Annotated in this window: 26 protein-coding genes; 11 read left to right on the forward strand and 15 right to left on the reverse strand. The window is 65.6% G+C overall.

All coding sequences use genetic code 11. The features are described 5' to 3' along the window. Positions 1-29: 29 nt before the first annotated feature. The 8 genes from MMG94_RS18535 to hisB form a co-directional block, all read right to left on the reverse strand. Positions 30-1640 carry a Na+/H+ antiporter gene (locus MMG94_RS18535; protein ID WP_016918885.1) on the reverse strand — a complete coding sequence of 537 codons (1611 nt, stop codon included), beginning with the start codon at positions 1638-1640 and terminating at the stop codon, positions 30-32. Between the two features lie 196 nt (positions 1641-1836). After that, entirely contained in the window at positions 1837-2796 is a 960-nt protein-coding gene (gene coaA / locus MMG94_RS18540; RefSeq protein ID WP_016922191.1) for a type I pantothenate kinase, read from the reverse strand. Next, positions 2793-3116, reverse strand: coding sequence for a phosphoribosyl-ATP diphosphatase (locus MMG94_RS18545; protein ID WP_016922192.1), 324 nt, complete (start codon positions 3114-3116; stop codon positions 2793-2795). The genes coaA and MMG94_RS18545 overlap by 4 nt, the downstream gene beginning before the upstream one ends. 142 nt (positions 3117-3258) lie before the next feature. Further along, positions 3259-4038 carry an imidazole glycerol phosphate synthase subunit HisF gene (hisF, locus tag MMG94_RS18550; RefSeq protein WP_026016567.1) on the reverse strand — a complete coding sequence of 260 codons (780 nt, stop codon included), beginning with the start codon at positions 4036-4038 and terminating at the stop codon, positions 3259-3261. A gap of 205 nt (positions 4039-4243) precedes the next feature. After that, on the reverse strand, positions 4244-4981 hold the full coding sequence (gene hisA, locus MMG94_RS18555; protein ID WP_154419613.1) for a 1-(5-phosphoribosyl)-5-[(5-phosphoribosylamino)methylideneamino]imidazole-4-carboxamide isomerase: 738 nt from the start codon (positions 4979-4981) through the stop codon (positions 4244-4246). Then, positions 4978-5628 carry an imidazole glycerol phosphate synthase subunit HisH gene (gene hisH / locus MMG94_RS18560; protein WP_016920086.1) on the reverse strand — a complete coding sequence of 217 codons (651 nt, stop codon included), beginning with the start codon at positions 5626-5628 and terminating at the stop codon, positions 4978-4980. The genes hisA and hisH overlap by 4 nt, the downstream gene beginning before the upstream one ends. Further along, positions 5625-6032, reverse strand: coding sequence for a DUF2628 domain-containing protein (locus MMG94_RS18565; RefSeq protein WP_016920085.1), 408 nt, complete (start codon positions 6030-6032; stop codon positions 5625-5627). Before MMG94_RS18565 ends, hisH begins: the two co-directional genes overlap by 4 nt. A 42-nt stretch (positions 6033-6074) precedes the next feature. Further along, positions 6075-6671 (reverse strand): imidazoleglycerol-phosphate dehydratase HisB, encoded by a 597-nt coding sequence (gene hisB, locus MMG94_RS18570; RefSeq protein WP_026016265.1) that lies wholly within the window; start codon positions 6669-6671, stop codon positions 6075-6077. 192 nt (positions 6672-6863) lie between these two features. Here hisB and MMG94_RS18575 point away from each other — a divergent pair, with 192 nt between their 5' ends. Together MMG94_RS18575 and MMG94_RS18580 are read left to right on the forward strand one after the other, a co-directional pair. Beyond that, positions 6864-7754, forward strand: a complete 891-nt coding sequence (locus MMG94_RS18575; RefSeq protein WP_016920083.1) for a hypothetical protein — start codon at positions 6864-6866, stop codon at positions 7752-7754. A gap of 77 nt (positions 7755-7831) precedes the next feature. Continuing rightward, positions 7832-8590, forward strand: a complete 759-nt coding sequence (locus MMG94_RS18580) for an MOSC domain-containing protein (RefSeq protein WP_016920082.1) — start codon at positions 7832-7834, stop codon at positions 8588-8590. A 42-nt stretch (positions 8591-8632) separates the two neighbouring features. Here the strand turns inward: MMG94_RS18580 and MMG94_RS18585 are convergent, their stop codons facing one another. The 3 genes from MMG94_RS18585 to htpG form a co-directional block, all read right to left on the reverse strand. Next, entirely contained in the window at positions 8633-9511 is an 879-nt protein-coding gene (locus MMG94_RS18585) for a DUF4167 domain-containing protein (protein WP_016920081.1), read from the reverse strand. A 556-nt stretch (positions 9512-10067) separates the two neighbouring features. Further along, on the reverse strand, positions 10068-10976 hold the full coding sequence (gene prmC, locus MMG94_RS18590) for a peptide chain release factor N(5)-glutamine methyltransferase (protein WP_016920080.1): 909 nt from the start codon (positions 10974-10976) through the stop codon (positions 10068-10070). Between the two features lie 6 nt (positions 10977-10982). Further along, positions 10983-12875, reverse strand: a complete 1893-nt coding sequence (htpG, locus tag MMG94_RS18595; RefSeq protein WP_016920079.1) for a molecular chaperone HtpG — start codon at positions 12873-12875, stop codon at positions 10983-10985. Positions 12876-13433: 558 nt separating this feature from the next. Between htpG and MMG94_RS18600 the strand changes: the two genes are divergently transcribed. Continuing rightward, positions 13434-13856 (forward strand): DUF2794 domain-containing protein, encoded by a 423-nt coding sequence (locus MMG94_RS18600; RefSeq protein WP_026016263.1) that lies wholly within the window; start codon positions 13434-13436, stop codon positions 13854-13856. A 64-nt stretch (positions 13857-13920) separates the two neighbouring features. Here the strand turns inward: MMG94_RS18600 and MMG94_RS18605 are convergent, their stop codons facing one another. After that, positions 13921-14694, reverse strand: coding sequence for a Bax inhibitor-1/YccA family protein (locus MMG94_RS18605; protein ID WP_020372445.1), 774 nt, complete (start codon positions 14692-14694; stop codon positions 13921-13923). 469 nt (positions 14695-15163) lie between these two features. Here MMG94_RS18605 and MMG94_RS18610 point away from each other — a divergent pair, with 469 nt between their 5' ends. Beyond that, entirely contained in the window at positions 15164-15952 is a 789-nt protein-coding gene (locus MMG94_RS18610) for a hypothetical protein (protein WP_244415343.1), read from the forward strand. Between the two features lie 83 nt (positions 15953-16035). Here the strand turns inward: MMG94_RS18610 and MMG94_RS18615 are convergent, their stop codons facing one another. Further along, the gene (locus MMG94_RS18615; RefSeq protein ID WP_016920073.1) at positions 16036-16830 is read right to left on the reverse strand and encodes a lytic murein transglycosylase; all 795 of its coding nucleotides are present in this window, start codon (positions 16828-16830) and stop codon (positions 16036-16038) included. Between the two features lie 166 nt (positions 16831-16996). Here MMG94_RS18615 and MMG94_RS18620 point away from each other — a divergent pair, with 166 nt between their 5' ends. Both MMG94_RS18620 and MMG94_RS18625 read left to right on the forward strand, forming a co-directional pair. After that, entirely contained in the window at positions 16997-18535 is a 1539-nt protein-coding gene (locus tag MMG94_RS18620) for a YifB family Mg chelatase-like AAA ATPase (RefSeq protein ID WP_016920072.1), read from the forward strand. A gap of 73 nt (positions 18536-18608) precedes the next feature. Then, positions 18609-20324 carry an ATP-binding protein gene (locus MMG94_RS18625; protein ID WP_016920071.1) on the forward strand — a complete coding sequence of 572 codons (1716 nt, stop codon included), beginning with the start codon at positions 18609-18611 and terminating at the stop codon, positions 20322-20324. Here MMG94_RS18625 and MMG94_RS18630 read toward each other — a convergent pair. After that, positions 20321-21199, reverse strand: coding sequence for a pirin family protein (locus MMG94_RS18630; RefSeq protein ID WP_016920070.1), 879 nt, complete (start codon positions 21197-21199; stop codon positions 20321-20323). The two genes, MMG94_RS18625 and MMG94_RS18630, sit on opposite strands and share 4 nt — an antisense overlap. A gap of 119 nt (positions 21200-21318) precedes the next feature. Here MMG94_RS18630 and MMG94_RS18635 point away from each other — a divergent pair, with 119 nt between their 5' ends. Next, positions 21319-21639: a DMT family transporter gene (locus tag MMG94_RS18635; RefSeq protein WP_016920069.1), complete on the forward strand. Its 321-nt coding sequence runs from the start codon at positions 21319-21321 to the stop codon at positions 21637-21639. Between the two features lie 112 nt (positions 21640-21751). Here MMG94_RS18635 and MMG94_RS18640 read toward each other — a convergent pair whose 3' ends face one another. Then, complete coding sequence (locus tag MMG94_RS18640; RefSeq protein ID WP_016920068.1) at positions 21752-22864, reverse strand: amidinotransferase; 1113 nt, start codon at positions 22862-22864, stop codon at positions 21752-21754. Between the two features lie 276 nt (positions 22865-23140). Between MMG94_RS18640 and rpmI the strand changes: the two genes are divergently transcribed. The 4 genes from rpmI (at position 23141) to lpdA (ending at position 25669) form a co-directional block, all read left to right on the forward strand. Further along, positions 23141-23341 (forward strand): 50S ribosomal protein L35, encoded by a 201-nt coding sequence (rpmI, locus tag MMG94_RS18645; protein ID WP_014890449.1) that lies wholly within the window; start codon positions 23141-23143, stop codon positions 23339-23341. Positions 23342-23381: 40 nt separating this feature from the next. Beyond that, positions 23382-23747 (forward strand): 50S ribosomal protein L20, encoded by a 366-nt coding sequence (rplT, locus tag MMG94_RS18650; protein ID WP_016920067.1) that lies wholly within the window; start codon positions 23382-23384, stop codon positions 23745-23747. A gap of 138 nt (positions 23748-23885) precedes the next feature. Next, positions 23886-24023 (forward strand): hypothetical protein, encoded by a 138-nt coding sequence (locus MMG94_RS18655; RefSeq protein WP_016920066.1) that lies wholly within the window; start codon positions 23886-23888, stop codon positions 24021-24023. Positions 24024-24232: 209 nt separating this feature from the next. After that, positions 24233-25669: a dihydrolipoyl dehydrogenase gene (gene lpdA / locus MMG94_RS18660; protein WP_016920065.1), complete on the forward strand. Its 1437-nt coding sequence runs from the start codon at positions 24233-24235 to the stop codon at positions 25667-25669. Positions 25670-25686 lie beyond the last annotated feature (17 nt).

Here is a 25686-nt window from a genome sequence, read left to right on the forward strand (position 1 = left end):
CCCCTCCGCATCCCTTTGCAGGGCGCGCCCTATCCCATCCTCTCATTTCTTCTGTTCAAGACGTCCGCCTCGCGCAGATCCAGCTCGCGCTCGATGCGGCGTCTCGCTTCGTCCTTGAGTTCGCCGCTTCGCAACAGGCCGTTGACGAAATCGCGCTCGACCTCGATCAGCGTCAGATCGAGGTCGTCATGCAGCTCGATCAGCGCGCGGCGGTCCTCGTCGGCGTCGCATTTCATGCGGATGCGCGTCGCGAAATAGTCGAGCTGGCTGCGCAGCGAGAGCAGCGCCTCCCGCGGAATGTCGCGCTCCTGCGCGAGCGCGTCGAGCCGCGCCGAAGACGCTTCGATCGCGTTCTGGCGCGCGTAGAATTCTTCGGCGCGATCGGCGCGGCGTTCTTCCCTGCCGAGGCGCGCGAGGCCCAGTTTGCGGATGACCCAAGGCAGCATTGCGCCCTGAAAGACGAATGTCGCCATCACCACCACGAAGGCGAGAAAGAAAATCTGTTCGCGATAGGGAAAGGCCGCGCCGCTCGCCGTCGTCATGGGGATGGCGAGCGCCGCGGCGAGCGAGACGATGCCGCGCACGCCGGTGAAGGCGATGACGAAAGGATAGGTCCAGGGCGGCGAGGGATCGCGTTTCGCGAGCGACGCGCTGAGCCAGCGCGGCAGATAGGTCATGGGATAGATCCAGACGAAGCGCGCGACGATCACGACCGCGACGACAAGCGCCGCCGACGCCCAGAACTGCGTCAACACGCCGTTGCGCAAAGTTGCGGCGAGCGCCTGCGCCTGCAGGCCCGTGAAAATGAAGACGAGCCCCTCGATGAGATAGGTCACGAACTCCCAGAAGAACACGCCCTGAATGCGCGTCTCCGCGCTGATGAGGCGCGGGCCGTTCCAGCTGATGTAGAGGCCGGTCGCGACCGTCGCGATGACGCCGGAGCCGCCGAGATGTTCCGGCGGCCAATAAGCGAGGAAAGGCGTGACGAGCGAGAGCACCATTTCGATCCGCGGATCGTCCATGAAGCGTCGCAGCCGCAGCATCATCCAGCCGACGCCGACGCCCCAGCACAATTCGCCGACGACGATCGCCACGAATGTTTCGCTCGCCTGCGCCAGGGAAAAGGCGCCCACGCTTACCGCCGCGACCGCGAAGCGATAAAGGACGAGCGCGGTTGCATCATTGGCGAGACCCTCGCCTTCCAGAATGACGAGAATGCGCCGCGGCAATTGCATGCGCCGCGCAATGGCGAGCGGCGCCACGGCGTCGGGCGGCGAGACGACGGCGCCGAGCACGAAGCCGGCGGCCCAGGGCCAGCCGAGAAGAAAATGCATCGCGGCGGCGACCGAGATGGTGGTGAAGACGACGCATCCGATCGCGAGCAGCAGGATCGGCCGCAGATTGAACTGGAATTCTCGCCAGCTCATGGCGATGGCCGAGACGTAGATCACCGGCGGCAGCACGAAGAGCAGCACGATTTCCGGTTCGAGCTGCAGCGGCGGAACGCCGGGTAGCAGAGCGAGAACGACGCCCGCCGCGACAAGCAGAACGGGCGGCGCGAAATTGAGCCGAGCGGCGGCGAACACGACGACCGCCACGACGGTAAGGAGAAAAACCAGCGTCTGCAGGGTTTCGGTCATGCGCTCAGCCTTCGATCCGGCGGCGCGGGCGCGCCTATAATTTCCGCAGCGCAGTTTTATGCCCCCTCTCCCCGCATGCGGGGAGAGGGCAGGGGTGAGGGGCAAAGCGACCGCGAATCGCCCAATCGTTCGAGCAGCGGACGCCCTGCCCCTCACCCTCGCTTCGCTCGACCTCTCCCCGCATGCGGGGAGAGGTTCATAATTTCCGCAGCGCCACTTCCTCGATCTTGTGATCCGCGCCCTTGGTCAGAATCAGGCTCGCCCTCGGCCGCGTCGGCGCAATGTTGCTGCGTAGATTTTCGAGATTGATGCGCGTCCAGATGTTTTTCGCGACGCGCACCGTTTCCTCATCCGAAAGATCGGCGTATTTGCGAAAATAGGAGCGCGGGTCCTTGAAGGCGGTCTCTCGCAGACGAAGGAAACGCTCGACATACCACCGCTCCAACTGCTCCTCGCTCGCGTCGAGATAGACGGAGAAGTCGAAAAAGTCGGAGACGAAGGGGATCTCTTTCGGCTGGCGCGAGGGGCGCGCGGCGAGAACGTTCACGCCTTCGACGATGAGAATGTCGGGGCCGTCGACGCAGGTCGTCTCGTTCGGCACGACGTCATAGACGAGATGCGAATAGACCGGCGCGCAGACATGGCGCTGACCCGCTTTGACGGCGGAGAGGAAGCGCAGCAGCGACTTGTTGTCGTAGCTTTCGGGAAAACCCTTCTTCTCCATCAGGCCTTCGCGTTCGAGCGCGGCGTTGGGGAGAAGGAAACCGTCGGTCGTGATGAGCTCGACTTTCGGCGTATTGGGCCAGCGCGACAGCATCGCCTTGAGGATGCGCGCCGTCGTGGATTTGCCCACCGCGACGGAGCCCGCGACGCCGATAATGTAAGGCACCTTGCCGTCTTCCGCGCCGAGAAAGCGCTGCGTCGCCTTGAAGAGGCCTTGCGTCGCCGCGACGTAGAGCGCGAGCAGGCGCGAGAGCGGCAGATAGATTTCGATGACTTCCTCAAGCGAGATCGGATCGCCGACTGATTTCAGCCGGGTCAGATCGTCGAGCGTCAAGGTCAGCGGCGTGTCGGCGCGAAGCGACGCCCATTCGGCGCGCGTGAAACGGCGATAGGGCGAGATCAGGCCGTTCTCCTGCGCGGCGGCGTCGTTCATTTCGGCGCTCCGCGCGCCGCCTTCTCGGCAAGTCCGGATTGCGACGTCCGCCGGCCGAGTTCGGCGACGACGTCGGCAAGCGCGACATTGCGCGCTTCGAGCAGCACGAGAAGATGATAGAGCACGTCGGCGGCTTCGCTGGTCAGCGCCTTGTCGTCGCCCTCCATCGCGGCGATGACGGCTTCGAAGGCTTCTTCTCCGAATTTCTTCGAAATGCGCGGCACGCCCGCGTCGAAAAGCTGCTTCGTGTAAGAACTGGAAGCGCTGTCGCCGCGGCGCGATTTGATGAGCGCGGCGAGATCGTCGAGGGTGAAGGTCATCGGCGGACTCCATGCCGAGCGCGTGGCGACCCCCACCCGAACCCTCCCCCTTTCAGGGGGAGGGAGCGCGGATCGACGTGTTCGTTCCCTCCCCCTGAAAGGGGGAGGGCCAGGGAGGGGGGCCGCTGCAAATTGGAAGCCATCATCCCGCCGCCTCCAGCCCGTCGAGCCGCATCGGCAGCCCTGCGGCGGCCATGTGGCGCTTCGCCTGCGGGATCGAATATTCGCCGAAGTGAAAGATGGACGCGGCAAGCACGGCGGTCGCGTGTCCCTCCCGAATGCCCGCGACGAGATGGTCGAGATTGCCGACGCCGCCCGAAGCGATGACCGGAACCGTCACGGCGTCCGCCACCGCGCGCGTCAGCGCGATGTCGAAGCCGATCTTCGCGCCGTCGCGATCCATGGAGGTGAGCAGGATTTCTCCCGCCCCGAGCGCCGTCACCTCCCGGGCGTAATCGACGGCGTCGACGCCGGTCGAGCGGCGGCCGCCATGGGTGAAGATTTCCCATTTGTCCGGCCCGGTCCGTTTCGCGTCGATGGCGACGACGATGCATTGCGAACCGAATTTCTCCGACGCGTCGCGAACGAATTGCCGGTTCGACACGGCGGCCGTGTTGATCGAGGCCTTGTCGGCGCCGGCGAGCAGCAGATTGCGGATGTCGTCCAATGTGCGCACGCCGCCGCCGACGGTGAGCGGCATGAAGCAGGCTTCCGCCGTGCGCTGCACGACGTCGAGCAGAATGCCGCGATTTTCATGGCTCGCGGTGATGTCGAGAAAGCACAGTTCGTCGGCGCCGGCGGCGTCATAGGCGATGGCGCATTCGACCGGATCGCCGGCGTCGCGCAGATCGACGAAATTGACGCCCTTGACGACGCGGCCCTCCTTCACGTCGAGGCAGGGAATGACGCGGGCTTTGAGCATCAGGCGATCTCGTCCGTGCGAATGGCGATCCGCTTCGTGCGCGCCCATACCTCCCCTTTACGGGGAGGTCGGCGGCCGAAGGCCGACGGGTGGGGTTCGTGCGGCAATAGCAATGATGAGGGCCGGATCCCACCCGGTCCCGCAAGGCGGGACCACCCTCCCCGTAAAGGGGAGGGATTTGCCCGCGAGCGGCGCGCAGGAAGCGTCATTGCGCCCGCGCCTTCCTGATCAGCGCCAGCGCCTCGGCCGGATCGAGCCGCCCGTCATACAATGCGCGGCCGGTGATCGCGCCGGCGAGCTTGGCGCAGTCGGGCTGCACGAGGCGCTCAATGTCGGCGAGCGAGGCGAGGCCGCCGGAGGCGATGACGGGAATCGTCAGCGCATTGGCGAGCGCCAGCGTCTGCTCGATATTGAGCCCCGTGAGAACGCCGTCGCGCGAAATGTCGGTGTAGATGATCGCCGCGACGCCCGCATCCTCGAAGCTCTTGCCGAGATCGAGCGCGGACATGCGCGTCGTGCGCGCCCAGCCGTCGACGGCGACCATGCCTTCCTTCGCGTCGATGCCCACAGCGACGCGGCCGGGATAGATGCGCGCGGCTTCGCGCACGAAGGAGGGGTCTTTCACCGCCGCCGTGCCGATGATGGCGCGCGTCACGCCTTTGTCGAGCCAGCCGGCGAGCGTGCGCATGTCGCGAATGCCGCCCCCGAGCTGCACCGGAATCGTCAGCGCGGCGAGAATGGATTCGACGGCCTCAGCATTGCGCGGCGCGCCGGCGAAGGCGCCGTCGAGATCGACGACATGCAGATATTCGAAGCCTTGCGCCTCGAAGGCGCGCGCCTGTTTGGCGGGATCGTCGTTGAAGACGGTGGCGCGGTCCATGTCGCCCTGGGCGAGGCGGACGCACTGGCCTTCCTTCAGATCGATCGCGGGAAAGAGAATCACGGACGCCACCTCAGGAAATTGGCGATGAGCGCGAGGCCGAGCCTCTGGCTCTTTTCGGGATGGAACTGCACGCCGACGAGATTGTCGCGCGCGACGGACGCGGTGAGCGGCGCGCCGTAATCGGTCGTCGCGAGCACATTGGCGGGCTCGGCCGCCGCCAGATGGTAGGAGTGCACGAAATAGGCGTGCAGGCCCTTCTCGCCCGTCGGAACGCCGGCGAAGACGGGATGTTCGCGCGCAAGCGTCAGCGTGTTCCAGCCCATATGCGGAATTTTGAGCGAAGGGTCCTTGGGCTCGATCGCCACGACGTCGCCGCGGATCCAGCCGAGGCCCGCCGTCTCGCCATGTTCGAGTCCGCGCGCGGCCATGAGCTGCATGCCGACGCAGATGCCGAGGAACGGCCGGCCGCGCTTGATCGCGACCTCCTGAAGCGCGTCGTAGAGGCCCGGCAAAGCAAGCAGACCGCCGCGGCAATCGGCGAAGGCGCCGACGCCCGGCAGCACCACGCGGTCGGCGTTGCGAACCGCGTCGGGCTCGTTCGTCACGCTGATCGCGCCGTCCAGCTCCGCTTCGCGCGCGGCGCGTTCAAAGGCCTTCTGCGCGGAATGCAGATTGCCGGAGCCGTAATCGATGATGACTGTCGTCAAGCGCCGCTCTCCGCGGGAAGCGTTTTCAGGGAGGCGGCGCGCAAGCGGCCGAAATAGACCTCCTCCGCTTCGTCCTCATTGTCGGCGATCACCACGTCGCCCTCGGCATAGCCTCGCCTCTGCAAGGACCATGCGAGAAGCCGGTCGCCCTCGAAGCCGAGGATGAGGGCGCTGGCCATGCCCAGAAAGGACATGGCGTCCTTGTTCATCTTGAAGACATAGCCCCCCACGCCGATGACGACGAGCAGCAGCGTCCAGCCGACAGCCGCGAGCCAGGCGCGCTTCCACAACAGCCAGAAAGGGCCGAAGGCGAAAGCGGGAAAGGAAAAGCCCTCGCGCAGAAATCGAATCTTCTCCGGCTCGGAGACGCCGGCGGGCGGCAGGTGAACTGTGAAGACGGCCATGGGCTTTTCCCTCCTCGTCTGGACTCTCGGCCGGCCGCCGGATCAGGCGGTCAGCGTGCCCTTGGTGGAGGGCGCCTCGCCCTGGACGCGGCGCGGGTCGATTGCGACCGCCTTGCCGAAGGCGCGGGCGAAACCCTTGAAGGCGCTTTCGGCGATATGATGGCTGTTCACGCCCTTGAGGCTGTCTATATGCAGCCCGATGCGCGCCTGCATGGCGAATGCCTGGAAGAATTCGCGCATCAGCTCCGTGTCGAATTCGCCGATGCGCTCGGCGGGAAAGGTCACGTCATAGACGAGATAGGGGCGGCCCGACACGTCGATCACGACGCGGGTCAGCGCCTCGTCCAGCGGCACATGGGCGTCGCCATAGCGGGCGATGCCCTTGCGGTCGCCAAGCGCCTTGTCGACGGCCTGTCCGAGCGCGAGGCCGACATCCTCCACCGTGTGGTGGCCGTCAATGTGCAGGTCGCCCTTGGCCAGCACCGTCAGATCGAGCGGCGCGTGGCGGGCGATCTGATCGAGCATATGGTCGAAAAAGCCGATTCCCGTCGAAATGTCGGATTTGCCAGCGCCGTCGAGATCGACGGCGACGGCGATCGCGGTTTCCTTGGTGTCGCGCTCGATCCTGGCGCTGCGCATCGGGGAGTGGCCTTTGTTCAAGTTGCGGCCGAGCACAGTTCGGCGCGCCGCCAGCTTGTAGCAATTTCGTCGCAACGGCGCCACCCGCGCGCGGCCGCGAACTCGCCCCGCAACCGGATGCTGGCCGTTGAGCCGCGGCTTGCCTATCATTGGACGCAAGGTCCGGCGCGACAACGGATTTGGGGAGATTCGATGAGACCAGCTCTGCTTGCCTTGCCCGTTCTTTTCCTCAGCTTCGCCGCCATGGCCGGCGCGCCGGAGGAGGATTTGATCGCGGCGCGCGACGCGGCGGCCGCGAAGATCAAGAAGATTCAGGAAAAGAAGCCGGACGCTGACACGAGCAAGATCGACAGCCGGGCGCTCGCCGATCTCCAGAAGCGGCTGCGCGCGATCGTCGGCGACCTCGACGTCAGGCCCTATCCGGCGAAGGGCAAGCTTGCTTACGAGACTCTTTCGGAAAACGAGGTCGGAGGCGGCGGCTTCGACGCGCTCCGTTTCGGCAAGGGCGACGACTCGCCGGAAGTCTATGTCACCACGGAGGGCCTCGCCAGGCATTGGATCGCTCAGCCGTCGGAATGGTGGACGAAGACGCGCAAGACGCCGCCCACGATCGACGAGGCCTTTGCCATCGACGATTTCTACGCGGAAAGCACCAGCGCGGACGCGGCCTTCGCCAGGACGGCGATTCTTCCGATCGCCAGGCCGCAGGGAGCGAGCTACGCCGTCGCCCTGCTCGGCGGCTGGGCGCAGGATATCGGCGCCAATCCGAACCAGCAGATCGTCGTCGCCCTGCGCAAGGACGGGAAGGTCTATATCGCCATGGAGAAGGCCGGGAAGTTCAAGCTCATCCCGGCATGCGAGGCGGCATGGAAGGAGGCCGAGAAGAAATCCGAGGCGCTGGGAAAGAAATACGAGGCGGGCGGATCGAAAGACGAAAAGCTTCTCGATGGCTCGAACAAGGCGCTGGAGCAGGGTGACCGCGACTATCGCGCTTGTTACGGCGAGCGGCTGAGCAAGGAGGCTTTCTATCCCGAACTCGTGAAGGAGGCGCAGGAGATTGCGGACCGCTTCGCGACGAAGTGAGCCGCAGGGCGGGCGGCGCCCGGCTCCTGATAAAACCGGCGTTCGCCGCCTCGAAGTCCCATCAACAGGAAGCCTGTATGCGCCTTGCCCGCCTCTATCGCTATCCTGTCAAAGGCCTTTCGCCGGAGCCGCTGAAAACGGCGGATCTGCCGACCGGCGGCTATTTCCCATGCGACCGTCTTTTCGCGCTGGAGAACGGCCCCTCGGGCTTTGCGTCCGCGGCGCCCGAGCATCAGCCGAAGATCAAATTCCTCATGCTCATGAAGAATGCGGCCTTGGCGGGTCTCGCGACGCGCTATGACGAGGCGGCCGGCGTTCTGACGATCTCGAAGGAGGGGCGCGACGTCGCGAAGGGCGATTTGCGGACGGCGGAAGGGCGCTCGGCGATCGAGCGTTATCTGAGCGACTTTGTCGGGGCCCCGGAGGTGCGTGGGCCGGTGAAGCTGCTCGAAGCGCCGGACGGCTTCCGCTTCACCGATTCGAAGTCGGGTTTCGTCTCGCTCATCAATCTGGCGAGCTGCGCCGAGATCGAGAAGGCGCAGGGCGCGCGCGTCGACCCGCTGCGCTTTCGCGGCAATCTTTACGTCGACGGCGCGCCGGCCTGGGCCGAGGCGGATTGGCCGGGCAAGAGTCTCAGGATCGGGGGCGTCGCGCTCGACGTGCTGAAGATGACCGATCGCTGCGCCGCGACGGGCGTGGAGCCGGGAAGCGGCAAGCGGGACATGGACGTCGTGCAGACGCTGCGGATGAATTTCGGCCATATCGACTGCGGCGTCTATGCGCGAATCGAAAAAGGCGGCCGCATCGCCGTCGGCGACGCCATTGAGCTGATCTGAAAATGCGAAAGCCGCCCGAAGGCGGCTTTCTCGATAATGGCGTCAAAACCGGTCCGGCTCGAAAGGCACTTCGCTCGGCGCCGGGGCTTCCTCGCGCGTTTCGCTGGCGGCCTCCTCCGCTTGCGAACGCGGCGGCCGGCGGCGGCGGCGCGAACTCAGGTGGAAATTCACGCCCTCATGCTCGCGCGCCGGCTGACGCTCGGCGGCCGGGGCGAATCCGGCTTCCGGCGCTTCGGCCTCGGCGACCGCCGGGCGCGCCGGCGGAGCGGTGATGAAGGAGGGAAGGCCGGGCGCGGGCTCGTCGCTCGCTTCCGGACGCTGGAAGCGCCGGTCGCGATTGCGCTCGAAACGGCGGGGCTCGCCTTCGTTGTTGCGCTCGCGGAAAGGCGGGCGTTGCGGGCGCTCGCCGCGGTCCATGCGCTCGGGACGATCCTGGCGCTCCTGCCGCATGTCCACCCGCATCTCGCCGATGGGACGCTCCTCATAAGGTTGCGGCTGGGGCTGCGGCTGCGCGAAATGCGGCTGCTGCTGCTGAGGTTGCTGCTGCGGCATGAAGGGCTGCGGCTGCGCCTGATAGACCGTCGGCGGCAGGCGTTCGGAGAGCGGCGCGAAACGGTCGGGCAGGGCGGCGAAATCGTCGTCGTCCTCCATCTCGATTTCGGCTTCCGACTGCGGACGGCCGAAGCCGTTGGCCTGCTGCTGGGCCGTCTGGGCGGCGGCGATCAGGCGGAAATAATGCTCGGCGTGCTGCAGCAGGCTTTCGGCCATGATCGTGTCGCCGGAGGACTGCGCGTCCCGGGCGAGCTGCAAATATTTCTCGGCGATATGCTGCGCCGTGCCGCGGATTTTGACGTCCGGGCCGTTCGACTCATAGGACCGGGTCAGGGGATTGGGGCCTTTCCGGCCGCTGCGCCCCCGCATTCGCTTGTTTTGTCCTGGTCTCATCCACTCCCCCGAAAGCTTCGCGCGCCCGGCGCGCAAATGACGCAAACTGGCTGGGCCGACCCACGCCGTTACAACCGCCAAAAGAGATCGCCTGGCCTGCGGCCTATCCGCCGCGCGCGATAACGATCGGTACTGGGAGCGCCTGGCCGCGTTCCCGCTTAAATCCCGGTCCTGCGCTTGCCGCTGCGTAAGCCCCGATCGAGCGCGTCGACAATCCGCGCCCCCGGAGCGATTGACGTCACGCGCGCCAGATTGGCGAAACCCCAGCGGACCTGGACAGCCACGCATCTTGAAAGGATGCCCGCCTCGACGGTCGACGTGGCCTTACTCCACCTGGATCATGCAGCTTACACGCCAGCCTCTGCCGGCCTGTCCTGGGCGACCGCTCGCGAGGCGGACCCGGAAAATCGTCGAGATCCCCAATCTCGATTCCGTTCAGCTGATATAGTGTGGACTATAGAGGCTGCACCCCCCTCAGCCAAGTGCGGCGTTGCGACGGGGGCGCCGAAACCCCCGTACTGTAGCCAATATGTCACGACCGCCCGGGCGCCGGGCGGGCCGCCACGACGCGCTCATGGCCGCCCGCGTCGCGGCCGACGCGCGCCACGCCGAAGCCCTTGTCTCCGAGCAGCGCGGCGACGCCCACCGCCTGGTCCGAACCGACCTCGAATGCGACGATTCCGTCGCTTTTCAACAGCCGTGGAAGATCCGCGACAATCTCGCGATAGCAATCGAGGCCATCCGGGCCGCCGTCGAGCGCGAGCGCCGGATCATACAGCCGCACCTCCGGATCGAGCGCCGGAATTTCCCCCGCGCGAACATAGGGCGGATTGGAGACGATCGCGTCATAGCGACCCGCGAGCGATTCGCCCCATCTGCCGCGAACGATGCGGGCGCGATTGGCGAGACCGCAGCGCGCCAGATTGGCGGAGGTCGCGGCGCAGGCGTCGGGCGAGAGATCGACCGCGACCCCCCTCGCGCGCGGCAATTCGCTGAGCAGCGCGCAGAGGATGGCTCCCGAACCGCTGCCGAGGTCAAGAATTTCGAGCGGCGCGTCGCGATTTTCGATCAGCGCCAGCGTCGTTTCGACCAGCGTCTCCGTCTCCGCGCGCGGATCGAGCACATTTGGCGCGACGACGAGGTCGAGCGTCCAGAAGCCGCGTTCCCCCAATATGCGCGAGACGGGCTCGCGCGCCGCGCGGCGCGCCGCATAGCGCGAAAGTCTGTCCGCCTCTTCGTCCGTGATCGGCGCCTGCGGCTCCATGGCGAGCTGCAGGCGCGTGAGGCTGGCGGCGGCGCGCAGCATGGCGCGGGCGTCGTCCTGCGCCTGGGTCCGCTCCACGCCGCTCTCGACGAGATAGGCCGCGACCTGCGCAATCGCCTGCGCCCGGGAGGTCGGCTCCTCGGGCTTGGCGGAGGCGATTGCGGCGTCGCGGCTCACTTGGCCTCAGGCTCCTTTCGCGAGCAGCGCCGAAAGCCGTCTGGCGAAGGCGGCCGGATCGACCGGCTGCTCGCCGTCGGCGACGCGGGCGAGATCGAAGAGAAGATGCATGCCGTCGGCGGCGCCGTCGCGGCCCTTGTCGCGCAGGCTCGCCGCGAGCGCGGCCACGGCCGGATGCTTGGCGTTGATCTCGAGCACCGGCTTGCCGAAAAGCCCGTTCTGCCCGCTTTCGGCGAGGATGCGCGCAAGCTGGCGGTCGAGGCCTTTCTCCGAGGCGACGAGACAGGCGGCGCTTTCGGTCAGGCGCGTCGAAACACGAACGTCCTCGATCGAATCGGCGAGCGTCTCCTTCAGCGCCGTGACGAGATCGTTCACGTCGGCGGCGGGCTGCGTTTCGTCCTTCGTTTCTTCCGCAAGCGGGATGAGGTCGATATCCGCCGCGCCCTGCGTGACGGATTTGAACGGCTTGCCCTCATAACCCAGCGCGCTCGTCACCCAGAACGAATCGACCGCGTCGTCGAGCAGGAGCACTTCCACGCCGCGGGCGCGAAAACCTTCGACCTGCGGGCTCGCGGCGAGGCGCTTCGCGTCGTCGCCGGCGATGTAATAGATCGCCGTCTGGTTCTCGCGCAGTCCGGCGACATAGTCCTTCAGCGTGCGCGACTTGCCCTCCGACGTCGTCGAGGCGAAACGGGCGATGGCGAAGATATCGTCGCGGCGGCTCGGGTCTTCATGCAGACCCTCCTTCAGCACCTGGCCAAAATTCTCCCAGACCTGCTGGAATTTTTCGGGCTCGTTCTCGGCCAGCTTTTTGAGGTCGCCGAGGATCCGCGTCGCGACGGCCTTGCCGATCGAGGCGATGACGGGGCTTTTCTGCACCATCTCGCGCGACACGTTGAGCGGAATGTCGGCGCTGTCGACGACGAGACGCACGAAGCGCAGAAAGGCCGGCAGAATCTCGACGTCGCGCGAAATCAGAACGCGGCGGACATAGAGTTTCGACTTGCTCTTGCGGGAAGGCTCGAAGAGATCGAAGGGCCGCGCGCTCGGCACGAAGGCGAGCACGGTATATTCGGTGCGGCCTTCCGCGCGCCAATGGGCGGTCAGCGCCGGCTCGTCGAAGCCGCCGGAGAGCTGACGGTAGAAATCCGTATACTGCTCCTCCGTGATCTCGGATTTGGGCTTGGTCCAGAGCGCCACGCCGTCGGCGATGCGGCGCGGCTCCTTGCCCGGCTCCTCGATGAGGTCGATCGGCGTCGAGACGGCGCCCGAATGTTCGCGCACGATGCTCTCGATGCGCCAGGGCTCGAGAAACTCGTCGCTCTCGGCGTTGAGATGCAGCGTCACCCGCGCGCCGAGGGCCGGGGCGTCATCGAGCGCGAGCGGCGCGATCGAATAGGTTCCCTTGCCCTGCGACGACCACAGCCAGGCTTCATCCGCGCCGGCGCGCCGCGTCGCGACCTCGACGAGATCCGCGACCATGAAGACCGAGTAGAAGCCGACGCCGAATCGGCCGATTAGCGAGGAGCCCTCGCCCTCCTTGTCCTTGCCGAGCTTTTCGAGAAAGGCGCGCGTGCCGGAATTGGCGATGGCGCCCAATGCGCTGATCAATTCGTCGCGCGACATGCCGACGCCATTGTCGGCCACGTCTATCCGCCGCTTCTCCTTGTCGAGCGAGATCGTGACGAGCGGCGCGCCGGCCTGGGCGGCGAGCTTTTCATTGGAAAGCGATTCGTAGCGAAGCTTTTCGCAGGCGTCGGCGGCGTTGGAGATCAATTCGCGCAGGAAGACTTCGCGCTCCGAATAGACGGAGTGCGTCATCAGTTCGAGGAGCTGCGCGGCGTCCGCTTCAAAGCCGAACTGCTGCGGCGTTTCCGCGGTGGCGGCGTCATTCGTCATGGGATCTCCGAAATTCGGTCACGCTCCGTCGCCCGGAGCGTCTGATTAAAAAGGGAAACGAGGCGGTCTTGCGGCCGCGCCCCTTCAGTTCGTCATCGAGGCGGAAATTGCAAGGCGCGGGGCCCCGAAAGACAGGGTCGGCGCGGGATTGCTCCCGGCCGACCCGTCCATCGCCGCGACCATATCGACTTGCGAACACGCGATCCCGGGGGGCTGGGGGGCTGACGAAAACCGGAAAAGCGCGCGAAAGCCGGTAGCGGCAATGAAGGATGATATTGGCCTGCGCGTTTGACGTGCAAGGGGCTCAATACGGGCGAAAATGTGAATTTTCTTTAGATCTGCCGCGCTTAAGACGCGTTAGCGGCGCCATGGCGACGGCGCTTTTCGCCCATGCGCTCTACCGGAAAGCGAGCGCGGCGCTTTTCGAAAACGCGCCCTCGCCATGCGTCGCCGATGTGCATGAGTTTCGAAAAGCGTCCCGATGGCGGAGGCGGGAGAGATGAGGGCTTGCCCTCGGCGCTGCATCGCGCAAACATGACAGAAATTTGGAGATGACGCATGGCGGAGTCGGAGTCGACGGAGCCCAGCCGATCCAGGCCCGCCCTTACTGTCGTGGCCGGCTCCGGTCGAACGGGGCAGATCGACCAGCAGAAGGGGCGGGGGGACGGCCGCGCGGCGACGCAGGTTTCATTTGACCGCCGGGAGCTGAGCGCGCTTCTGAATCTCTACGGGGCCAAAGTCGCCTCGGGCGAGTGGCGCGACTATGCGCTCGACTTCACGCCGGCCAAGGCGGTGTTCTCCGTCTTCCGCCGGACCAGCGAAGAGCCGCTCTATCGCATCGAGAAGAATCCCGAGCTTGCGCGCAAACAGGGTCAATACGCCGTGATCGCGGCGGGCGGGCTCGTCATGCGGCGCGGCCACGACCTCGCCCGTGTGTTGCGCGCGCTCGACAAGGGACTGCGCCTCGTCGGGGCCGAGTAAGCAAAGCAAGGCTGCGAGCAAAAAAAGCCCCGCCGGAGCGGGGCTCTTCCTGGTCGGTCAGTTCTTACTCGCTGCGCTGGTTGCCCAGCAGGAACATGAGCGACTGGAACATGTTGATGAAGTCGAGATAGAGCGAGAGCGCGCCGAAAATGCTCATCTTCTGCGTCGCTTCATAGCCCGCGCCTTCATAATACATGTCCTTGATGTTCTGGGTGTCCCAGGCGGTCAGGCCCGAGAAGATCAGAACGGACAGAATCGAGAGCGCGAACTGAAGGCCGGTCGACTGCAGGAACAGATTGACGAGGCCCGCGATCACGAGGCCCCACACGCCCATCACAAGGAAGGAGCCGAAGGCGGAGAGGTCGCGCTTGGTCATGTAGCCGTAAAGGCTCAGGCCGCCGAAGGCCGCCGCGGTGATGAAGAAGACGCGGGCGACGGAAACGCCGGTGAAGACCAGGAGAATCCACGACATGGACAGACCCATCACCGCCGAAAAGGCGATGAACAGGTTGCGGGCCGTCGCCGCCGACATCGTGTTCGCGCGCGCGCCGATGAAGAAGACGAAGGCGAGCGGCGAGAACATGATGAGGTAGCGCAGCGGCGTCGTGTAGATCATCGTGCCGAAAGGCGAAAGCGCGACCAGCTTGCCGCCGGCGAATTGCGGCGCGGCCAGCATGAAGGCGCCGAGCGCGACGAGACCCGTCACGGCGAGGCCAAGCGTCATGTAATTATAGACGCCGAGCATGTAAGCGCGCAGGCCCTCGTCGATCTCGGCCGTGGTCGACCGGGCGACCCCGCGGCCGTAGCCGAAGCTCGTGTTGCGGTCGTAATGTGACATAGCGATCCTCTCGATCTCCAAGGCCGGCGCGCGGCGTTCCGCCCTCGCCCGTGGCCTCAACCATTATGGCTAAGAGCAATATGGCTTGAGCCCGATTGCGAGGCAATATGCGAACGGATGAACTCTTGTTAAGGTGCTACTAGGCTTAAAAGAGCGTTTGCGGCCCTCGGCCTCTCGCCCCTCCCGGCGACTTTCCCGGCTTTCTCCTTCGCAGGCGCACAAGCTTGCGGCCCCCGCGCCTTCGCCTCGGCGGCTCGCATCGGACGCGGCGCCTCGACAAATGCGGCCGCGCCCTATGTTGCACAGCAGGATAGATGACCGATTGTCGCACCCTTGCTCATGGAAGGGAATGCGATAACATCCATTAAACGGCGTCGCCCGGCCTTCTGGGATGGGAGGAGATTTGCGCGGCGCAAACGAAATTCCTGAGCGTCGCGTGTCTTTGTCGCACGAAGACCAGGAGGAGAAGATGAGTGACGATGCCTCTACTCCGTATCAGATCATGAAGCCCCTCAAGCTTCTCGCCCTTGCGGCGAGCCTCGCCTTCGCCGCTTTGTCCGCGGCGCCCGCCGAGGCACATGGGCGTCTCGGCGCCGCCGAAGGCCGTTGCCGCCTGTTCATCGGGCCGGACATCATGAACTTCACGGGCTATCTGCCCGAGGCCTCGAAAAACGAGTTTTGCGAGGACATTCCTTCAACGGGCCCGATGATCATGGTGCTCGACGCGGAGCAGGAAGAGCTTCGCGACATGAAGATCGAGCTGCGCATCGTCAAGGATATCGGCGAAGAGAAGGAAGCCGACGGCCTCGACGCGATCACGGTCGCTTACCAGCCGCCCAAGACCTATCCGACCGGCACGGTCAATTTCGAGCATGACTTCAAGGAAGGCGGCTATTTCGTCGGCATCGTGACGGTCACGGGCGATCACGGCGAACGCTGGGTGTCGCGCTTCCCCTTCTCGGTCGACCGCACCTTCATGCGCGATCTCCCCGTCTATGTGACGCTGGGGCTGGGCGTTATCGCGGCCTTCCTCATCTATCTCGTGCATCGCCGCCGCAACCCGCCGCCGCAATTGTCGACGGCCGCGATGGCGTTCAAATCGCCGCCCGTTCCGCCAGTCGACTCCAGTGACGACGACGCGCCTTCGGCGCAGGCGGAGGAGCCCGCTCCGGACGCCGAAGAGCAGGAAAAGCCCCGGTCGGAGAAGCGGGACGACGACCACGACGACATGGACAAATACCGGACGGCGGCGGAATAAAAGCTTTGCGCCGGCAATAAAAAACCGCCGCTCCCCGGACCGGGGGCGGCGGTTTTCTTTTTGAAGGCTCGACGGCCTTCGGCTCAGTCGCCGCCGCCGTCGATCTGCCGGCCGATAATGGCGATGGCGCGCTCATAGACCTGCGCCGCGTTCCAGGCCTGAATCGCCGCGAAATTCGGCTCGCCGGGCTGATAGCCGGCGCCGGCCTGCCAGCCATGGGCGTGCAGGAAATTCGCCGTCGACATCAGCGCCGCCTGAGCGTTGTCGAGATTGCCCGTCCCATATTGCAGGATGTTCTTGGGCAGGAACTGGGTCTGACCGATTTCGCCATGCATGGAGCCGCGGGCGCCGGGCGAGAGGCGTCCCTGGTCGACGAGCTCCAGCGCGGAATAGAGCTGGTCGGTGAAATATTCCGAACGGCGGCAGTCATAGGCGAGCGTCGCCACGGCGGAGAGCGCGTGCTGATTGCCATGGACGGCGCCAAAGCCCGTCTCCATGCCCCAGATCGCGAGCAGCGGTCCCGGCGGCACGCCGTAGCGGCTCTCGATCGACTGGAAGAGACCGGCCATGGAGCGCTTGAGCTGGCGTCCTTTGGCGACGATGGCCGAGGCGCCGCGCTTCTGCATGAAGCCTTCGAGCGACAGGTGGAAGCTCTTCTGCCCACGATCCGCGCCGATGGTCGCGGCGTTGTAATGCGTGTTCATCAGTGCGTCGACGCCCGCGGAGCCGACGCGTCCGCGCGCTTCCTCCGCGAATTCTTGCTTCCAGGCCTCGAAGCCCCCTGCGCCGTTTCCACAGCGCGCCGCTTGCGCCGGCGCGGCGCCGGCGAGCGTCGCGACAATCAGCGCCGCCGCGCTTGCTTGGAAAAATCTCTTCATCGGCCTCCTCCTCGGGCGTCTCGAAATGTGGCGAGCCTAAACAATTTTGAACCGACGGCAACCACAGGCTGGGCGGCGGCTGAATGTTCGACTATTGTTCTTGCGGCTTCACGCGCCAGCCGTTAGCATAGCCACGTTTCAGCTTGATGTATTCGGAGCGTATTCAATGGCGGTGCGTGTGGCGACGGTGGCTTTCGAAGGGGTGGAGGCGCGTCCCGTCGACGTGCAGGTTCAGATTTCCCCTGGCCAGGTCGTTTTCAATGTCGTCGGCCTCGGCGACAAAGCCGTCGCCGAATCGCGCGAGCGGGTGCGCGCCGCGCTGATCGCCTCCGGCCTCGCGCTGCCGGCCAAGCGCATCACCGTCAATCTGGCTCCCGCCGACATGCCGAAGGAGGGCAGCCATTATGATCTCCCCATCGCGCTCGGCGTGATGGCCGCGATCGGCGCGATCCCCTCGGACGCGCTCGAAGGTTTCGTCGTGCTCGGCGAACTTGCGCTGGACGGCGCGCTGACGCCCGTCACCGGCGTGCTGCCTGCGGCGATGGCGGCGAATGCGCGGGGGCTGGGGCTCATCTGCCCCAAGGAATGCGGGGCGGAGGCGGCCTGGGCCTCGCGCGAGATGGACGTGCTGGCGCCGCGCTCGCTCATTCAGCTCGTCAATCACATAAAGGGAACCCAGGCGCTGGCGCGGCCCGAGCCGGCCGTGCGCGCGCCGGCCGGCGATCTGCCGGACCTCGCCGACATAAAGGGTCAGGAGAGCGCCAAGCGCGCATTGGAGATCGCCGCCGCCGGGGGCCACAATCTCCTGATGAGCGGGCCGCCGGGCGCGGGGAAATCCATGCTCGCGGCGCGGCTGCCCTCTATCCTGCCGCCGCTGACGCCGCGCGAATTGCTCGACGTCTCGATGATTCATTCCATTGCCGGCCTGATCGCCGGCGGCGAATTGACCGACAGGCGGCCTTTCCGCGCGCCGCATCATTCCGCCTCCATGCCCGCGCTCGTCGGCGGCGGAACGCATGCGAGGCCCGGGGAGATTTCCCTCGCCCATAACGGCGTGCTTTTCCTCGACGAATTGCCGGAGTTCCATCCGCAGGCCCTCGACAGCCTGCGCCAGCCGCTCGAAACCGGCGAGGTCGCCGTCTCGCGCGCCAATCACCGCGCCGTCTATCCGGCCCGCTTCCAGCTCGTGGCGGCGATGAACCCCTGCCGCTGCGGACATGCGCTCGAACCGGGTTTCGCCTGCCGCCGCCAGCCCAATGAGCGCTGCGTCGCGCAATATCAGGCTCGGCTCTCCGGGCCCTTGCTGGACCGTTTCGACCTGCAGATCGACGTGCCGGCGGTTACGGCGGCCGATCTGGTCCTGCCCCCGCCCGCCGAGGGCTCGCGCGAGGTCGCGGCCCGCGTCGCTCGCGCAAGGGCGCTGCAACGCGCGCGCTACGAAGCGCTGGAGCTTCCGGGCGTCGCCGCCAACGCGGCCGCTCCCGCCGCCGTCATCGAGCGCATGGCCCAGCTCGACGGGCCGGGCACGGCGCTCATCCGCGAGGCCTCGGAACGTTTTGCGCTGAGCGCGCGCGGCTTCCATCGCGTCCTGAAGCTCGCGCGCACCATCGCCGATCTCGACGGCGCCGAGCTGGTCGCGCGTCCGCATCTCGCCGAGGCGCTCTCCTATCGCGCGGGCCTCGCGGCGGGCCGCGCCGCAGCGTAAAGCTCGAGCGGCGAGAGCAGGGGAGGTTTTGTCAATCCTGTTGGGTCATGATCGCCATCGGAGCCTTCGGAGAATGAGCCTCAGGGACGTCGCCATCCTGATCGCCGCGCAGTTCGCCGTGCTGCTGCTCGGCGCGGCGATCTTCTTCGCCCTGCGCAAGGGCAGACCCGCCGCTTCCGAGGCGGAGCTGGAGCGCCTGCGCGACGAGATATGGGAGCTGCGCGCGGCCGCCGACGCGCGCGACAAGGCGGAGGCCGAGAGCCTCGCCAAGTCGCGCTTTCTCGCGACGGTGAGCCATGAAATCCGGACGCCGCTCAACGGCGTGATGGGTCTCGCGCAGCTTCTCGCCATGACCAGGCTCGACGCTGAGCAAGCAAGCTACGTGGAGGCGATCGAAGATTCGAGCCGCTCGCTCGCCCAGCTCATCGACGACATTCTCGATTTCTCCAAGATCGAGGCCGGCAAGCTTGATCTACGCCGCGAGACCTTCGCGCTCGCGCCGCTCGTGGAAAGCGTCGTCGAATTGCTGGCGCCGCGCGCTTTCGCGAAAAGCCTGGAGATTGCGAGCTTCATCGCGCCCGACGTTCCGCGCGCCGTCGAGGGCGATCCGGCGCGGCTGCGGCAGGTGCTCGTCAATCTCGCCGGCAACGCCGTGAATTTCACCGAAAATGGCGGCGTCGGCCTGCGGGTTTTCAAGGAAAGCGAGGCGCTGCGCTTCGAGGTGCGCGATACGGGGCCCGGCGTGCCGCCCGCCGCGCGCGAAGCGATTTTCGAGGAGTTCGAACAGGGGGACGCCTCAGCGACGCGGCGTCAGGGCGGCACCGGCCTCGGCCTCGCCATTTCGCGCCGCCTCATCGCGCAGATGAGCGGCGCCCTGGCGTTGACCGAAACGTCGCAAAAAGGCTCGACTTTCTCCTTCACGCTGCCGTCGTCCGCAGCGCTGGAGGCTTTTGCGCCGCCGCTCGCGGGATCGAATTTTCTCGTCGTCGCCGCGAGCCGATTCGAGGCGCCCTATCTCGCCGAAAGCCTGCGCGCGGCCGGCGCCGAGGCTTCCGTCGCGGCGAATGAGGACGCCGCCCTTGCGCGATTCTCGAAAGGCGCGGCGTTCGACGCCGTCATTGTCGATTGCGCGCTCGGGCCGGAGCGAACCGCCCTTCTGGCCGAAGCGGCCCGCAAGGCGCAGGCGCGGCGGCTCTTCCTCCTGTTTTCGCCGCTCGAGCGGCGCGCCTTCGGCGAAAGCGCGCTGCGGGATTTCGACGGTTGGCTGGTCAAACCCGTTCGCAGCGCCTCGCTCGTCTCTCGTCTCTCGCAGGGGCTGCAAGAACGCGCCGCCGACGCGTCGACGCCCGCGCCTGCGGCGCCCGTGCGCGCTCTGGCCGGGCTCAGGGCGCTCATTGCGGAGGATAATGAGGTCAATGCCCTCATCCTCACCCGCCATCTCGAAAAGCTCGGCGCCGCGCCGGCGCGGGCGCGCAACGGCGCCGAGGCCGTCGCCATGGCCGGCGCGAATTCCTATGACGTCATCGTCATGGACCTTTTCATGCCGGAGCTCGACGGGCGCGAGGCGACGCGCCGCATCCGGCAGGCCGAGGCCCGTTCGAGGGCGACGCGCACGCCCATCCTCGCCTTGACGGCCAGCGCGCAGGAGGAGGACGAACGCGCCGCCCGTGCGGCCGGCGTCGACGCCTTCCTCACCAAGCCGGTGGATTTCGCCGACCTCGCGGCGACGATCGAGGAGCTGCGCCTCGCGCCGCGCATGGTCGAGCGTCGGGGCGCGTCGGGACCTTAAGCCCCGATCGGCGCGATCGTTCCGAAGCGTCCCGCGCGATAGTCCTCGAAAGCCTGCTTCAACTCTTCCGGCGTGTTCATCACGAAGGGACCCTGCTGCGCGACCGGCTCGTCAATGGGCTCGCCGCTGAGCAGCAACAGCTTGGCGTCGCCCTGCGCCGTGAAGATCGCGTCGCCGCCATGGCGCTCGAAGACAATGGTTTCGCCGGCGCGCGCATGACCCTCGCCATTAACGACGACCGGGCCGTCCAAAACCGCGACGACGAGATTATGCCCGTCCGGCGGTTCGAAGGCGGCGGTCTTGCCTTCGTCGATGCGCACGTCCCAGATGTTCATCGGGGTCGCGGTTTCGGCGGGTCCTTTCGCGCCGGCATATTCGCCGGCGACGACGCGTACGAGCCCTTCGTCATTGCGCAGCTCGATGCGCGGAATCGCGGCGTCCGTCAGCGTCTGATAGCGCGGCCGCGTCATTTTCATGCGCGCGGGGAGATTGACCCAGAGCTGCACTAATTCAAAGCGGCCGCCGCGCCGCGCGAAGGCGTCGGAGTGATATTCCTCATGGACCACGCCGGCGCCGGCGGTCATCCACTGCACGTCGCCGGGGCCGATCGTCCCGCCGGCGCCGGTCGAATCGCGATGCGCGACTTCGCCGTCAAAGACGATCGTGACCGTCTCGAAGCCGCGATGCGGATGCTGGCCGACGCCGCGGCGATGGTCGGAGGGCGGGAAATCGGCGGGGCCGGCATAGTCGAGCAGAAGGAACGGGCTCACGCTCGCGCCATGCGCATGATGCGAGAAGAGGCTGCGCACGGGAAAGCCGTCGCCGACCCAATGCATGCCTTCCGGCGGCGGATAGACGCCGATGATCTTTCTCATGTCGAACGCTCCTTCAAGCCGTAGATTGGACTTTCGTGACGAAAGTTCAAATGGCCGCCAATCTTGACGGCGCGGCCCGGAGCCTCAACAAGGCGTTGGAAGATCGAGAGGGATTTTGAATGGCCTGGATCATCCTGTTGATCGGCAGCGTCTGCGAGGTCGGCTGGCTCATCGGCATGAAATACGCCGACGGCTTCACGCGCTTCTGGCCGACGGTCGTCATGTTGTTCTTCATGATCGCGAGCGTCGGCTGTCTGGGCCTCGCCGTGAAATCCATCCCCGCGGGCACCGCTTATGCGGTCTGGACCGGCGGCAGCATCGCGGCGGTCGCCATTATCGGCGTGTTCCTGTTCGGCGAGCCTCCGACGCCGCTGCGTCTGGCGTCCTTCGCGCTCATAATCGCGGGGATGGTGGGGTTGAGGTTGAGCGGGGTGGAGTGAGGTTGGGCGGGCGCGCTACAACGTCCCATGCTCCTATTCTCGCGGTCGCCGTTGGAGACTTTATGCTTGGCAGGCGAAGCGGCGACCGGAGGCCGCCCTTTCCCGACGCGCGCTAAAAATAACTCTCCAGCGTTCCCCGCCGCCGCACATCCAGCGTCGCGCAGTGAAAGGCGCCGCCAAACGCCGCGTAGTGCAGAAAGGGCGCGGGGATCGGCTCGAAGCCCCATTTCTCGACCTGCCGCATCATCTTGGTGTGATGCGGGTCGACGATCATGCGTTTCTCGTCGACCATCAGAATATTCATGCTCAGCCATTTGCCGCACATGGAGGTGATCTTGAGGATGCGGTCCTCGATCGGGTCCGGCTCCGGCGCGACGAGTATGTCCCACTTTTTCAAAATGTCGGGCAGTTCGTCAGGGTTGACGTATTCGGGATTGATGAGAAGGCGGCCCGGCCCCAGCGGCAGGATCGTCGTGTCGATATGCATGGGATTGGGGCAGCGGCTCTTGATCTCATGGATGCGATAATCCGGCCCCAGATGGCGGCGCAGCCAGTCTACGCCCATGGCGTTCGTGACGTTGGAGCGCGTGACGAAAATGTCCCGGCCGCAGCGGAAGAAATCGGCGGCGTCGAAGACCGGCTCGAATTCCGTCAGGATGTAACGGATCGGCTCGCCTTTTTCCGGCAGTTTGAAATCCGGGTCGAAAAGCTCGTCCGTGAGCTGCGGCTTGGGGGCCGAGGTCCAGCGCCCGCCGCGGCGGAAATAATCCTTCAGGATCGGGCGGTAGGAATGAGTCTCGAAATAGCGGCAGGGCCAGGCCATCGGCGTTTCGAGGATCTCGTCGCCGATGACGAGCATGGAGTCGCGCGGGCAGGAATTGCAGAAGCCGCGCGACGACCAATAGGGCGTCGAGAATTTGGCCATGTGGTTGAAGGGCTCGGGCCGGGTGACCGTGACGCCGAGCCGCTCCAGCACCTTGATGAAATTGTCGAGTTCCTCCTGCGCCGGCTCGATCATGAATTTGGGAAAGCGGAAGCCCGCGGCGAGCGCCTGGGCGCGGGCGGCCATGCCGGGGATGTTGCAGGTCACGACCGGATGATTGGAGGGAATGGTCGAGCCTTCCAGGCGGCCGACGATGATTTCCTCCAGCGGGTCCCACTCATTATGCGAATTGACCGGGCAACCGGCTGAGACGCTTTCCGAAACAGGCGCGTGAACGTTCATGCAACTAGCCCCGTCGTTTTCCTCAATGATTATAATTGGACCGGCCTATTGACCCTGCCATGATTGAGTATGTCGTTCGTTTGGCCTCTGTCCACGGGCCTTGCAATTTCTCCCCAATTGCCGCATAAGCCGCGCTTCTGAACCGCCCGGCCAGTAAATGGGCTGCCGTGGCGGTTCTTTTCGCTCGTGCGAACGCGTCAAAAAAGGTCCAGCCGAAGTCATTCGGCGCGGCCGACGCGCAAGAATTCAAGAGGGCCGAGAGCCCGGGAGAGCAAAATGCCCAAGCTGAAGACGAAATCCGGCGCGAAGAAGCGCTTCAAGATCACCGGGACCGGCAAGGTCGTCTACGCCCAGCAGGGCAAGCGTCACGGCATGATCAAGCGCACGAACAAGCAGATCAGAAATCTGCGCGGGACCAACGTTCTGTTCAAGACCGACGGCGACAACGTCAAGAAATACTTCCTGCCGAACGGCTGACCGCCCCGCAATATAAGCAGAATTCTGAAGGAGTTTCGTCATGGCTCGCGTGAAACGGGGCGTTACGTCCCACGCCAAGCACAAGAAAACGCTCAAGGCCGCCAAGGGCTTTTACGGCCGCCGCAAGAATACGATCCGCACCGCCAAGGCGGCCGTCGATCGCTCGATGCAATATGCGACGCGCGACCGCAAGGCCAAGAAACGCACCTTCCGCGCTTTGTGGATCCAGCGCCTCAACGCCGCGGTTCGTGAGCACGGCCTGACCTATTCGCGCTTCATCGACGGTCTCGCCAAGGCGGGCGTTACGGTCGACCGCAAGGTCCTCTCGCAGCTCGCCATTGAGCAGCCCGAGGCCTTCGCCGCCATCGTGGCGCAAGCCAAGTCGGCGCTGCCTCAGGCCGCGTAACTAGCTGACTAAGCTGTCTTTTCAAGAGCGCCTGCCGAACCCCGGCAGGCGCTTTTTTGATTTATTCCAAAATTGCCGGATCAAATGAGCGTCCTGGGATGTTGCTTCTCCGAGAGGGGGCGGACAGGAGTAGACATCATGAAAGGCAGAAGGAAGGGCGGCGGGGCCGCCGCCGCGCTCGGCAAATTGTTGGAAATTCTCGGCGAGACGCTTTTGGGCCCAGCCCCCGCCTTGCGTCCGGTTCCCGTCCGCCGCCCGGCTCCGCGCCGGTTCTAGGACAATGCCCGCAGCATCTTGGCTCGCAGCATCCCGCCGCCCGCGTCGGCTCGCGTTTTTCGCCTGACAATCGAGCGAGAGGCGCTTCAGCCGGCGCGGGCCATCTCCGGTTTTCTCTTTTCCCCGATTTCCCGATCCCTCGCCTCGACGAAGGCAGGCCGCGCCGCTAACACTTGGAAAAGGAGCAGCGGCGAAGAGCGAGGCTTTCGATGAGCGCCTATGACGTATTGATCATCGGCGGCGGCCCCGGGGGCTATGTCGCGGCCATCCGCGCGGCGCAGCTCGGCCTCAAGACGGCGGTCGTCGAACGCGAGCATCTCGGCGGCATTTGCCTTAATTGGGGCTGCATCCCGACAAAGGCCCTGTTGCGTTCGGCCGACGTCTATCGCCTCGCGAAAGACGGCGCGCGCTACGGCGTCACGACCGGCGAGCCCGGCTTCGACGCCGCGCGCATCGTCGCGCGCTCGCGCGAGGCCGCGGGCCGACTCAACGCCGGGGTCGGCTTCCTTCTCAAGAAGAACAAGATCGACGTCATCTGGGGCGAGGCGACGCTCCCGGCCAAGGGCGAGGTGAAAGTCGGCGCGCCGACAAAGCCGCCTGTCGCGCCGCAATTGCCGGCGCCGAAAAACACGCTGGGCGAGGGCGTCTATCAGGCGAAGCATATCATCGTCGCGACCGGCGCGCGTCCCCGCGCCCTGCCGGGACTGGAGCCCGACGGGCGTCTTGTCTGGACTTATTTCGAGGCGTTGAAGCCGGAACGATTCCCCAAGTCGCTGCTTGTCGTCGGCGCCGGCGCGATCGGCGTCGAATTCGCGTCTTTCTTTCGCACTTTCGGCGTCGAGGTCACATTGGTCGAGGCGCTGCCGCAAATCCTCGCGGCGGAAGACGCCGAGATCGCCGCTTTCGCGCGCAAGAGTTTCGAGAAGCAGGGGATCGTCATCAAGACGGCGACGACGGTTTCCTCTTTGGAGAAAAAAGCCGACAGCGTCGTCGTCACGCTGAAAGCCGCCGATGGCGCGGGCGAGGCTCTGGAAGTCGAGCGCGTTCTTTCCGCCGCGGGCGTCGTCGCCAATATAGAGAAGCTCGGATTGGAGACGCTCGGCGTCGTGATCGAGAAGGGCGTGATCAAGACGGACGGCGTCGGACGCACGAATATTGAGGGCGTCTACGCCATTGGCGACGTTGCGGGCGGTCCGATGCTGGCGCACAAGGCCGAACATGAAGGCGTCGTCTGCGTCGAGGCGATTGCCGGGCTGAATCCCCATCCGCTCGACAAGTCGCTCATGCCGGGCTGCACCTATTGCCATCCGCAAGTGGCGTCTGTCGGCCTGACCGAAGAGAAGGCGAAAGCGGCGGGCTACGACATTCGCATCGGACGCTTTCCCTATCTCGGCAACGGCAAGGCGATCGCGCTCGGCGAGCCGGAAGGGCTGGTGAAGACGATCTTCGACCGCAAGACGGGCCGGCTGCTCGGCGCGCATCTCGTGGGCGCGGAGGCGACGGAACTAATTCAGGGTTTCGTCATCGCGATGAATTTGGAGACGACGGAAGAAGAGCTGATCCATACCGTCTTCCCGCATCCGACGCTCTCCGAGACGATGCATGAGAGCGTGCTGGACGCCTTCGGGCGGGTGATTCATGTGTGAATTCCCCCTCCCCGTGA

Source organism: Methylocystis parvus OBBP (assembly GCF_027571405.1).
In the GTDB taxonomy this organism is placed as follows: Bacteria; Pseudomonadota; Alphaproteobacteria; order Rhizobiales; family Beijerinckiaceae; genus Methylocystis; species Methylocystis parva.